The organism is Collinsella aerofaciens, assembly GCF_040926265.1.
Classification (GTDB): domain Bacteria; phylum Actinomycetota; class Coriobacteriia; order Coriobacteriales; family Coriobacteriaceae; genus Collinsella; species Collinsella aerofaciens_BB.
The window spans coordinates 41,417-53,735 of record NZ_JBCOIL010000017.1 but is presented as its reverse complement, the minus strand read 5'-3'; the positions used below and the strand labels follow the sequence as shown (position 1 = coordinate 53,735).

At 58.7% G+C, this 12,319-nt stretch carries 8 protein-coding genes; 4 read left to right on the top strand and 4 right to left on the bottom strand.

Annotated elements, in window-relative coordinates; genetic code table 11:
• Positions 1-599: 599 nt before the first annotated feature.
• Positions 600-5,501 carry a DUF4430 domain-containing protein gene (locus AB5767_RS06435; protein ID WP_368132422.1) on the top strand — a complete coding sequence of 1,634 codons (4,902 nt, stop codon included), beginning with the start codon at positions 600-602 and terminating at the stop codon, positions 5,499-5,501.
• A 9-nt stretch (positions 5,502-5,510) separates the two neighbouring features.
• Positions 5,511-6,371 (top strand): DUF4430 domain-containing protein, encoded by an 861-nt coding sequence (locus tag AB5767_RS06430; protein ID WP_368132423.1) that lies wholly within the window; start codon positions 5,511-5,513, stop codon positions 6,369-6,371.
• Positions 6,372-6,551: 180 nt separating this feature from the next.
• Here the strand turns inward: AB5767_RS06430 and AB5767_RS06425 are convergent, their stop codons facing one another.
• From AB5767_RS06425 to AB5767_RS06415, 3 genes are all read right to left on the bottom strand, one after another.
• A complete protein-coding gene (locus AB5767_RS06425) occupies positions 6,552-6,956 on the bottom strand; it encodes a GtrA family protein (RefSeq protein WP_368132424.1) in 405 nt (134 codons plus the stop codon).
• 219 nt (positions 6,957-7,175) lie between these two features.
• Positions 7,176-7,571 (bottom strand): GtrA family protein, encoded by a 396-nt coding sequence (locus AB5767_RS06420; protein WP_117583990.1) that lies wholly within the window; start codon positions 7,569-7,571, stop codon positions 7,176-7,178.
• Between the two features lie 78 nt (positions 7,572-7,649).
• A complete protein-coding gene (locus AB5767_RS06415; protein ID WP_368132425.1) occupies positions 7,650-9,566 on the bottom strand; it encodes a fructose-1,6-bisphosphatase in 1,917 nt (638 codons plus the stop codon).
• 319 nt (positions 9,567-9,885) lie between these two features.
• On the opposite strand from AB5767_RS06415, the gene AB5767_RS06410 reads away from it, so the two are divergent.
• Positions 9,886-10,776, top strand: coding sequence for a DegV family protein (locus AB5767_RS06410; protein WP_368132426.1), 891 nt, complete (start codon positions 9,886-9,888; stop codon positions 10,774-10,776).
• A gap of 81 nt (positions 10,777-10,857) precedes the next feature.
• Here the strand turns inward: AB5767_RS06410 and AB5767_RS06405 are convergent, their stop codons facing one another.
• Positions 10,858-11,949, bottom strand: a complete 1,092-nt coding sequence (locus tag AB5767_RS06405; protein WP_148332085.1) for a beta/alpha barrel domain-containing protein — start codon at positions 11,947-11,949, stop codon at positions 10,858-10,860.
• Between the two features lie 191 nt (positions 11,950-12,140).
• Here AB5767_RS06405 and AB5767_RS06400 point away from each other — a divergent pair, with 191 nt between their 5' ends.
• Positions 12,141-12,311, top strand: a complete 171-nt coding sequence (locus tag AB5767_RS06400) for a hypothetical protein (protein ID WP_006235403.1) — start codon at positions 12,141-12,143, stop codon at positions 12,309-12,311.
• Positions 12,312-12,319: the final 8 nt, after the last annotated feature.

Here is a 12,319-nt window from a genome sequence, read left to right as displayed (position 1 = left end):
GCTGCGACGCGGAAATCGCGCGCTGTCGCCGCGCCCCGCAGTGCCCGCTTCCCCCGAGAACAATTATCAGTGCAGGTAGATGAGTCGTTGGTTTTTAAAAATGACAGGTATGGTTGCGAGGTGCTGATTCGGCGCCGTAATTCGGCATAGTTTTGAAACGGGCTGTTCTTGCAAGGTCCGACGACAGTCCTTCCTATCGCAAACCATAGCTTTTACCTTGGGCTTCGCCTGTGTGCGGGGCCCTTTTGCGTGATACCATAATGACAGTAATAATCGATGGCCTAGATGGTGGTGCGGAGACGCACGAATGCGCGGTTTTCCTGCGTGTTTGGGAGAATCGGGGTGCAAGTCCCCGGCTGTACCAGTAACCGTAATTCCTCTTGGCCCGGGATGGTCACGTCGCAGATCGGACGGCGCGCCCGGGTCGGTAAGGTTAAGTCGGATCGCCTCCCATCTTGTACGTGGCCGCGGCGCATGCCGCCGGTACGCGTTGGGCTCTGGAGGGAAGGGGGACCCCGATGGGGGTACTCGAGCGCAATATGCGCAATGATGTGGGGCAGCCGCTGGGCAATGCTCCAAGAGCAGACAGTAGGAGACAAATGGATATGTTTGAGGACGAGAGCCAGCGCGCCTCGTGGCGTCGTCATGGAGCGATTGCCCGTGGCGTAGCCAAGCGCGGTCTGGTGGCGTTCCTGGCTTTTGCCATGGCTTTTGGCACCACGCCGGCGCAACTTTGGGCTGAGGGTGCCGAGGGCATTGCCGAGGCCGTTACTTCGCGTGATGCGGAGCCGACGGGGGAGGATAGTTCCACGGCGACCGGTGCTGACCAGGTAGCGACCGAGAGTGAGAAGCCTGCAAAGGGCGCGGATGCGAGTGATTCTGCCGCTTCTGCAGATACGCAGGAGAGCGAGTCGCAGGATGTTTCGCAGCCCGCTGCAAAAGTGGAGGCTGCCGCCGAGGCAAGTGCCAAAGCCGAGTCCGCTGTGTCGAGTGATGATGACGAGTCGGATATCGCTACCGCAGCATACGTGACGGTCGACTCCGTCAGTCTGTTGAACGCCAAGGGCCAGGACATCGTCGATGGATCTGCGTCCAATACTGCTCTTAAGGTTGGCGATACGATTAAAGTTGGCGCCTACTACGAGGACGACTGGGGCGACGACGAGGAGATTCTCGATTCCGAGTACGCGCAGCTCAAGTATCAGTGGTACGTGGGCGAGAAGCAGAGCTCGGCTCCTACCGCCTCGGGCTACACGCCTATCGACGGCGCAACGTCGCGCGAGTTCAAGCTCACGGCCGCTCAGGCGGGCAAGTATGTTGCCTGCAAGGTGACCTATGGCTCGAGCAAGTGGGACTACAAGTTCACCGCAAGCACGAAGCTGGCGATTGTCGAGGACGAAGGCGCCACCACGCCTGCGACGCCCGATGCCAAGACGCTTGCCGAGGCCAAGCAGAAGCTCTCCACTTGGAAGCCGAGCCCGGTCTATGGCACCGACACCAATATCGTCGACATGCTCTCGGCCAAGCTCAAGGCGCTCGGCTACGCGAACGTGAAGCCGACTCTCAAGTCTGTGACCTTCGGTGCGACCGACCCGGCCCAGCAGGGTGGCATCGCTGCAGATGGCACCATCACGTACTTCTTCCTGTCCAATGCGGAGAAGACCGTATCCGCGGATTGGTCGGTGCTACGCCAGTTCAAACCTACTTATACGCTGACGCTCGGCAGCGAAATCGTCGAATTCACGCCCTCGTCCAGTTCTTCGCTCGCGTGGGATCAAGCCAAGGTTGAAGCGTGCCTGAACGAGCAGCTCAACGCCGCGACTCTTACCGCCTCGGTCAAGGCGGGCATCGCGCCTTCGACTGCTAAGGAAGAGGTGCTTCCCGGCGCGCTCTATGTGGGAGGCAAGAAGGTTGCCGACCTCACCTGGACGTCGAGCGATTCGTCTGCGGCCAAGCTGACTTCGAGCTACGATTCCAATTACAACACGGTCTACAAGGTCGCCTACACTCATGGCAATGGCGACAAAAACGTGACGTTTACCGTGCGAGCAACACTATTTGCCTCTGGTTACGGCAACTCTCCCTCGACTGCAATTACGCGCGGCTACCCGGTCAAGGTAGCCTCCAAGTCCGCCGAGGACATCGCTGCCGAGAAGGCCGAGCTCGAAGCCTCGCTGGCTAAGATCGACGGCCTGGTGAAGGACTACGCCGACTCGAGCAAGACGGTCGACCTCTCAGCGGTCGAGGGCGACTTTATCCTGCCTCGTGCGAGTAAGATCAATGCCGGCTCGGCGAAGCTCTCCTATGCGTCCAGCAATGGTTCCGTAGCAAAGTTAAAGGGTTACCGCGTTATCGTTACTCGCGACATCGCAGGTAGCTCCAACACCGCAACCATTACGGCCACGCTCACGCGCGATGGTATTACCGCCACGCGCGACATCACCGTGACGGTCAAGCCCATCGACGAGTCCGAGATTGACGCCGCCGTGGCGCAGATGCAGGCTGTCAAGGACGCCTACGCTACTTCAATCCTGGGCACCAACACTTCCGCTAACGCGGTGAGCACGAACCTCAGCCCCTGGAGCTCTGCCACGGTTGCCGAGGACGGTACCATTTCGTATTCCAAGAAGTACGAGACGGGCCAGATTCATGCGGACGATCTGCCTGGCTATGATTCCATGGCAGGCACCAGCTGGCGCACCTACCGCTCGAGCGACACCTCTATTATCGCCGATGAGACGCTGCGTGTGACGCAGCCTGCGGCAGACACGCTTGTTACGGTGGAGAGTTCGCTCACCTACGAGAAGTACGCAGCGCTCGCCAAGGCCCATCCGGATAACGCCAAGCTTCAGAGCCTGGTCAATCAGCCAGTTAAAGCGACGTATCGTGTGGTGGGCACGACCGACCACTCCGATCCTCAGATTTCGGTCAACTTCAAGCTCGTGGGTGTTAGCGCCGACGGCAGCGATGAAGTTTGGTTCGACGGCGCGCAGAGCGTTGGCTACGGCTCGACTGCCGATGCCCTGATTGAGCAGATCTTGGATGCCCAGGGTCTCGCTCACACCTCCAGTACCACGGAATATGGTTACTATCTCTCCGATATCACTTCAAGCGATGGCCGTACGCTTGGCTATGATGCCGCCACGCATAAGTACTGGCAGCTTTTCGTAAACGGTAAAGCATCCGAGGTTGGCGCCAGCAGTGTGACGCTTGGCGCGGGCGACTCTATCGCTTTGTACTACTCCGCCTTTGGCGCAAGCCTTGACGATGCGAATAAGGCTACCGTCAAAGCCTCGGTGAGCTTCATCGGACCGGATGAGAACGGCGGCAACTCCGTATGGGCGTTTGCCAGCGACGTCAAGATGTCCGATGGATCCACGGCAGCCGATCTTACCGAGCAGGAGCTTAAGGCCGCAGGTCTCATCTATGACAGCCAGGGTACGTCCGGTGCATCGTTCTACCTTGCCAGCATTACGCACGCAGACAAGACGTATGGCTGGGACCAGTCGACCGGCAGGTACTGGCAGCTCTATGTCAACGGCGAGTATTCTCAAAAGGGTGCGGGCCAGGTTACCCTCAAGCCGGGAGACAAGGTTCAGTGGGTCTACGCTGCAGATAACGAGAAGCCCCTGGAGGGCCTTGTTGTCAATCCCTTCGCTTCGCGTCCGGACTGGACTGCAAGCTGGAACGGCTTTGGCAATGCGGGCGGCACGACGCTCGTGAACACGCCGACGCCCACCGAGTCTGCCGCGGAGCTGTGGAAGGTCAATTTGGCCACGGCTGCCGATAAGTGGGTTTCGCTGGGCGACCCCATCATTGCGGGCGGCTACGTTTTTGTTACCACGGACTCAGAGCTCGTCAAGATCGACAATGCGGGCAAGGTTGTTGCGCGCGTTTCCAAGGGCGGGATCACTTCGTATTTCTCGCGTCCTGTGTACACGGATGGTCTGATTATCTCGGCAAACGACGATGGTTCCGTGTACGCCTTTTCTGCCGAGACACTTGAGTGCGTGTGGAAGACCTCTGCACTCGAGGCTCCTGCCGCGGGCGGGCGCTATCAGGCGAATTCGACGATGACGGTGGCAAACGGCTGCGTCTATGCTGAGTTCGAGGCGGGCGCCGGGGCTACGGGCACCGCAAGTGCGGGCGCCATGGTTTGCGTTGATATTGCGACGGGTCAGGTTAAGTGGACCAAGTTGACTGTCAAGAGCGATGACTCTACGGGTGAAGGATATTACTGGGCAGGCGCTGCCGCGTCCGGCTCCGATCTTGTCATCGGAGACGAGAGCGGTTGTGTGAAGCTGATCGACGGCAAGTCCGGCAAGGTTAAGTCTTCCGTGAGCCTGTCCGGAAATCCTGTTCGCGCAACGATCGTTTCTGCCGGTACCGAGGGTGGCAACCCGGTCTTTTTGGCGATCGGTCGTCAGCCGGCTACGCTCTATAAGATTGTTCGTGAGGGCGACATGCTTCGTATTGTCGACTCTTGCGCATTTGCGAACACCTCGACTTCGACGCCGGCCGTGGCAAACGGCAAGGCCTATATCGGCGGAAGCGACGCTTCGAACAACGGCCAGTTCACCGTTATCGACCTTGTGTCTATGACGGTCGAAAAGTCGCTTGACATGGGAAAATATGCTGAGGTCAAGGCTTCGCCGATTGCATCTGTGCAGGGCAGCGATGTCTACGTGTACTTTACCTGCAACAAGACTCCGGGCGCTGTCTACTGCTTTAACCAGTCAACTGGCGAGGCTGTGGAGATCTATACGCCGTCTGGCTCCAATGCGAACTATTGCACCGCAAGCGTGATAGCCGATGTCCAGGGCAACCTTTACTACACCAACGATTCCGGTACGCTATTTGCTCTCAAGGCTGCTCCGGGTTATACGGTGGCCTTCGATACGCGCGGTGGCAGCACGGTTCCCAGCGCTATGACCGCACAAAACAAGACCATGGTTGCCCCTGCGAACCCCGAGCGCTCCGGTTATACCTTTGCAGGCTGGTATAAGGATGTCGATTGTACTCAGGCTTGGGATTTCTCCAAAGACGTCGTGACGGGCGATATGACGCTCTACGCCAAGTGGACCAAGAATGCCGTTAACCCTGGCGGTAACGGTGGCTCTGGCTCCAATAGCGGCAATGGCGGTTCCAATGGCAATGGCGGTAACTCCGGCAACGGCACGGACGGTCAACAGCCTGGCGGTGCCGTTGCTCCGGTTCAGAAGCCGGTGTCGTCGACCGCGACCTCGACCAAGACCAAGGACGGCAAGGATTCCAAGAAGGGTTCCGACAAGTCCGACAAGAAGGACGGCAAGAAGGACAAGAAGTCCGGTAAGTCCAGCTCCAAGTCCGATACGGGCTCGGCTGCCGCGACTACCGCTAAGAAGTCCGCTGAGGCTCCTGTGCAGCAGTCTGGCTTCAATCCGCTTGCCATCGTTGGTGTTGCGGCCGGCGTGATCGGGCTTGCGGTCATCGGCGTGTTCGTGTTTACCAAGCGTCGGTAGGTGAGGGTTGTGTCCAATAAACCTCAGGACGCCGACTCCAAGCAACTCGACTCGTCGTTCATTCAGCTCGACGATGCAAAGCAAAAGGGCGCCGCTTCGGCGGCGTCCGCCCCTCGGCGCAAGGCGCTTGTTGGCGCCCTGACGGCCGTCTGTATTGCACTCATCATCGTCTCGTTGGGTTTTGTCCATCCCTCTACCAGCGGTGCATGGTCCATCGACTGGATTGCGCGGGCTGTGACAGGGGAGAGCGTCGTTGCCAAGGATGCTTCGCTTTCCGGCTCGACTACCGCTTCGGGCAAGGCTGCGCCCAAGGACTCCAAATCTTCGGACAATGCGAAGGACGGGTCGAAGGACTCAAAAAAGGATTCGAAGGAGAAGAAGTCCGAAGGCAAGGGCGGCAAGAAGTCCAGCAACACGTCTGCCGGACAGGGCTCCGAATCCGCTGGTGGATCGAGTTCTTCTGACGGCTCTTCTTCGGGCGGTGGCTCGGCGACCGGCGATGGGTCTGCATCCAACAGTGGCAACGCCTCTGCGGGCAATCAGGGCGGCTCGCAGGAGTCCGGCTACGTTACGGTGACGGTTTCGGTCACATCGAGCGCTGTGGGCAATCCTGTGTCCTCTGGTGGCACCTTTACCTTTAACGAAGGCGCTACCGTCTACGACGCCCTGTGTGCGCTGGGGCTTTCCGTCAATGCGCAGGGTTCGTCGTACGGCACGTATGTCGCCGCTATTGGCGGTTTGGCCGAGAAGGAGCACGGCGGCACGAGTGGCTGGATGTACTCCGTCAACGGCACAACGCCCATGACGGCCTGCAGCAACTACGTTCTCTCCAATGGTGACAACGTGGTCTGGTATTACGTAACGGGCTAAATGCCTCGACATAACATGCCAAACGGGCGGTTCGGACAAGCATCCGAGCCGCCCGTTTTTCATGCGAATGGGACGCCGTTTCTCGCCTCGTGCGCCCTCCTCGGCGGCCTTGCAAACAAAAAACCGGCTGGAATGGGAATTCCAGCCGGTTGCGAATGCAAGGGTATGTCTGACTGACTGCTACTGCGCGCCTTCGAGGAAGAAGCGACGGCTAAAGTAGTTGTACCAGGTGACCAGGAACGTGGCGATGGCCTTCATGGCCTGGTAGCCGATGCTCAAAAACGTGACGCCCACAAACATGTACAGGTCGTTGAGGCCCAAACCAATCACCGACAGGATGGTGAAGATCGTGAACTCGCGCTTGCGGCTCATGCCCTCGCGGTGGTCGAACACGTACTTCATGCTGAGCCAGTAGTTGACCACGACGGACGTGATAAACGAGATCGTGGTGCTCATCAGAAAGTCGAGATGGAACAGCTCGACGAGCGCAATGAGCATGCCCCAGTCGATGCCAAAGGAGATAAGACCCACGACAGCGAACTTGAGGAATTGCTTAGTATGAGGTTGTGCCAGTGCCTTGCGCACGTAATCACATCCAATGCGTTGACGAATCGAGCAGAGGATACTTTAGAGCTTTTGCAAGGGAAACGTAAGGGCTTTGCCAAGAACTATACGAACTCGTCAAATTTGCAAGAGACAATCCGCAAACGTCGTAAATCCTTCCGTAAACGAGCAAGGCCCACGAACAACGCAGCGTTCGACGCGCGCCGTCCGTGGGCCCCGTAGTGCAAGGAGGAGGTCGAGCTACTTGGTCTCGTCGCCCTCCAGGAAGATCTTTCGGGTCACAAAGTTGTAGACCATAACAAGCGCGGTGGCGCAAATCTTGGCGATATTGGCCTCGAGCCCCAGGCCGGCGTTGAGCGCCAGCACGATACCGTCGTTGAGCGCCAGGCCGATCACGGACAGCACGACAAAGATAATGAACTCGCGGCGGCGGCTCATGCCCTCCTTGTGCGCAAACACGTACTTCATACTCGCGACGTAGTTAAAGATGAGCGAGACGATAAAGCCGCTGGTATTGGCGATCAGGATGTTAAGGCCCAGGCCGTAGTGGAGCAGATTCATGATGCCAAAGTCGATGACCGTGGCGACGACGCCGACGACGCCAAACTTCATGATCTGCGCAAGGAGCTTTTGCATGGTACCTGCCTTAGGGTGGCGCCATAGCGCCGTGGGGATGACGAACTCAGCAAGTTTAGCCAATCCCCACGGGTGGAGCTAGGCGCGCTCCTCGATAGCACCGTTTCTATATGCATCGAGCAGTTGGCGTAGGTCCTGGATCTGGCTGCGGATCTTGGCACCGGTATCGGTGTCGCTCACCATGCGGCGACGGTCGGCCTGGTCAAAACGGTTGGTCTCGCTCTCGATGTCCACGTTGCGGGTAAGTGCCTCGGCAACCGTGGTAAAGGCTTGGTGCGACTTAAGGCGACATCCGCGCGAGCTTGAGATAAGCGTGTAGCCGGCGATACCCGTTTTGGGATGATAGGCGCGACAGAAACCGCCATCGATGACCAGCAGCTTGCCCTCGGCGCGAATGGGCTGCTCGCCCTTGGTGGTTTTAACGGGCGTGTGGCCGTTGATGATGTGGCCGGTCGGCGAGCATGCCATGGGCGCGACGCCAAACTCGCGCATGATGTCATCGCAGACAGAGGGCGACTTGGTAAGCGTGAAGTACGGGTCCATCGGCTCGACCCAGGTGCTCTTATCGGCGATATAGGCGCGCTCAAAGGTGCGCACCAGGCGACCGCTCGCGGGTGAGTTAAAGCCGATCCACAGGTACCACATCCAGTCGAGGGCGTCGCGGTCGCCCACGCGCCAGGCGCGGCGGGCGATACGGTCGCAAAAATCGAGATAATCGCGGCCTGCGTGCCAGGTGCCCAGACAGTTCATGCTGCTAAAGGTACCATCCTCGTTGAGCGGCACGCAGCCATGGAACAGCAGGTTGCCGTTGGTGACCTTGTACATCGAGCCGTGGGTGTAGAGGAAATCGATATGGCGATGCAGGTGATCGGCGGTGACAAACTCGGACACGAGCTTGTCGATGATATGTTGCTCCTGGGGCGTGAGCGTGTAGGGGTCCGTCGGGTCGACGGTGGGGAAGTCGTTGGTCGTGAGCGGCCACACGCTGCCGTCGGCAAGCGTGACCGTGCCGGCGTCGTAGTCGATCTTGTCGAGCAGCAGGCGGTCGGTCATGTCGAACTCGGGGTGGCGCTGGATAATCTGGCCCTCGAGTTTAAAGAGCAGCACGTTGATGGCCTTGATCAGCGGGGTGATGGACTCACCGGCGGTGTAGGTGGCATCGGCAAAGGCGACGAGCTCGCGCAGCGAGATGCCGTAGTCGTTCTCGAGGATCTCGTAATTGTCGTAGCGCAGGTTGTTGCGCAGCACCGTGGCTATGCAGGCGGGCTCACCGGCCGCAGCGCCCATCCACAGTAGGTCGTGGTTGCCCCACTGAATGTCGAGCGAATGATAGGTGAGCAGGCGGTCCATAATCTTGGCAGCGCCGCCGCCACGGTCGAATATATCGCCCACCAGGTGCAGGTGGTCGACGGCCAGGCGCTTGATGAGCGAGGCGAGCGACTCGATAAAGTCGTCGGCGCTTGCGGTCTCTAGGATGGACTCCACGATGCGCTCGTGATAACGCACGCGGTAGTTGTTCTCATCCGGATGCGTGTGCAGCAACTCGTCGATGATGTAGGCGTAATCGCGAGGGATGGCCTTGCGCACCTTGGAGCGGGTATAGCGGCTCGAAAGCGAGCGGGCGACCACAATGAGCTGGTCGAGCATGGTCTTATACCAGGTGGGCGAGTCCTCGCGCCGGCTGCGGACAAGATCGATCTTCTCGCGCGGATAGTAGATGAGCGTGCACAGCTCGCCCTTTTCGTCAAAGGAGAGCGTGTCGCCAAAGATCTCGTCGACATGCTCGCGCACAACGCCCGAGCAGTTGTTGAGGATGTGCATAAAGGCTTCGTACTCGCCGTGCACATCGCTCATAAAATGCTCGGTGCCCTTGGGCAGGTTGAGAATGGCCGAGAGATTGATGATCTCGGTGAACGCGGATTGCTCGGTAGGAAATTGTCTCGACAGCAGACGCAGATACTTAAAGTCTTGCGGGTTGCGATCGAATGCGACCATGAAACACCTTCCGATATGGTTGGTAAAACTGATAAACAGCGTCAAACGTTTATCAGTATGCGCTGGCTTTGTTTCGATTTTGCGCCGGCGGCTGAATTGTCGGCTGAACGGTTTGGTAAATCGATTTAGTTGAGGTTGATGTGTCGGTTGGGTGGAGACGAAGGGGGTGATTTCTCAGATATTCATACGTGGGGTCGGTGGAGACGATGGTGGTAAAGATATTCAATGCAAATGGTTCGAATTGGTAAATAGTGGACGTTTGTATCGTATTTAGGCTTGCTGTGCGATAATTTGCGCAGTAGTACTTAAGGAGCCTCATATGAGTGATTTTGTCCTGACCTGTGAATCCGCCGCCGACCGAACCCGTGAGTTCTTTGCGTCGCGCAATATCCCTGTCGTGTGTTTTCATTACGAGATCGACGATGTTGTCTATACGGACGATCTGTATCAGTCGATTACGCCGGACGAGTTTTTTGCCCAGATTGCCGCGGGCGCCATGCCCAAGACGTCTCAGGTGAGCGTGGGTGAGTACGAGGAGTTTTGGGAGCCGTTTGTTGCCGAGGGTAAAGACGTGCTGCACCTGGCGTTGTCGTCGGGTATTTCGGGCACGTATGGATCGGCCTGCGTTGCGGCACAGATGCTCGCGGATCGCTATCCTCAGGGCGGCAAGGTGCGCGTCATCGATTCGCTGGCGGCGTCTTCGGGCTTTGGCCTATTGCTGGAATATGCCGCCGACGTGCGCGATAGCGGCGCTTCGCTCGACGAGACGGCCGCTTGGATTGAGGAGCATAAACTCAACCTTCACCACTGGTTCTTCTCGACCGATCTGTCGAGCTACCTGCGCGGCGGTCGCATTTCGGCTGCGAGCGCGATCATCGGCACGGCGCTTAAGATTTGCCCACTTATGACGGTCGATTGCGAAGGTAAGCTGTCGCCACGTGAGAAAATTCGCACTAAGAAGCGCGCGATTTCCGAGATGGCTAAGACCATGATGGCACACGTGCAGGGCGGTACGGATTATTCGGGTAAGTGCATCATGTCGCACTCGGCGTGCCGCGAGGATGCCGAGGCAGTTGCGGCGCTGATTGAGGAACAGGTTCCGCAGCTTAAAGGCAAGATTGAGATCAATGACATCGGTACTCTGATTGGCTCGCATACCGGACCTGGTACGGTGGCGCTCTTCTTTATGGGCGACAAGCGCGTGGATTAATTTGCCCCATCACGTTGCTGCATGATTGCTCAAACGAAAACGGCCCGTCTCACGTTTGTGGGGCGGGCCTTGCTGTTGCGGCTAGCGTTTCTTTCCGCGGAAGAAGAAGCCGTGCAGTGACGGCTTGAGGCCGCGATTGGCGCGATGCTCCTCGACGCGCTCGTGGATCGAAGCGACGCGCTCGATGACTTCGTCGGGAATCGGCACGTCGGGATTCATGTTCTCGACCTGGCTGACTTCGGCGGCGGCGACCTGGTCGATAATGGGCACATCGTCGCGCGAGATGACAGGTGTGGCGTCTTCCTTCATCTTGCGATAACGCTGCATCATGTCGGCCTGTAGCTGCTGGGCCGAAGGCGGCGTCCAGATGATGGCGTTGGCGCCGGCGGCGATGGTCTCGCGAATGCTCTCGGGCGTCTTGCCGCCCGGTGCGATGAGCGGCAGGTTGGGATAGTGCTCGCGCAGTTCACGCAGGACCTGGGGTGTGTTTTTGCCGGCGGCGATGTTGAGAATCTTGGCTCCGGCGCGCACTTTGGCATGCGCATCATCGTCGCAACGTACGACCGTGGCGATGACGGGGATGTCGGCGATGTTGGTGATGTGCTCGACCATCTCGGCAGTGGCGGGGGAGTTGACCACGCAGCCCGCCGCGCCCTGCATCTCGGAGACGGCTGCCATCTGCACGGAGCGCTTGCCGGTCGTAGTTCCGCCGCCCACGCCTACAAAGACCGGGCACTCGGCGACGGTCAACAGTGCCTGCGTAATGGCGGGCTGCGGCGTGAAAGGGTAGACCGCAAAGACGGCGTCGGCGTTGGAGTTGCGGATAACCGCGACATCGGTGGTGTAGATGAGCGATTTGATACGACGGCCGAAGAGCGTAAAGCCGCTGGCCTCCTCGATCTCGTCGGGCATGCGGAGGGCCGCCTTGCGCAAACGCCCGTCGATGGGCAGTGGCTCCATGGGGAGCAGTCCGTTGGGAGTCACGGCTACCTGGGGCTCGGTGAACTCGTCTGCGAGCTCGACCTCGGAGAAATCGACCGAGGCGACGATGTCCTCGTGAACCTCGGCGGGTACATCGATGGGAGCTTGGTCGTTTGCCGCGGCAGGCGTGTCGAAGGAGCTGGTGCCGACAAAGGCGTCGACGCGTTCGTTTAGGTCGTTGAGGGTATCCATGGAGGCTCGATTCTATGCGATGGTGGCCGGCGCGATGCAGCCGGAATTGCGAATGCTAAATCGTTTGACGAGTTGATTTTTCCCCGCCGCACCATCCGTTAGACCGAAGGGCGGGAGAACGTGAAGGAGCTGTGGTGGCGAGGATCGAGGTGCTATCTTGAAAGTCCCGTTTAAAAGAGAGGTGACGCGGTATGGAATTGACAGCAATGTTTGGCTCGATTGGCCTGTGCGTGGGCGCAATCGTTGCCGCCGCGGTCATCTACTTTGTGGTCACGGCCATTAAGGGCAAAAGGGCCGAACGCAAGGAGCGCGCGATGCTTAAACAGCATCGCGACCAGCAGGGCAAACGCGCACAGAGATAGCTTGTTGA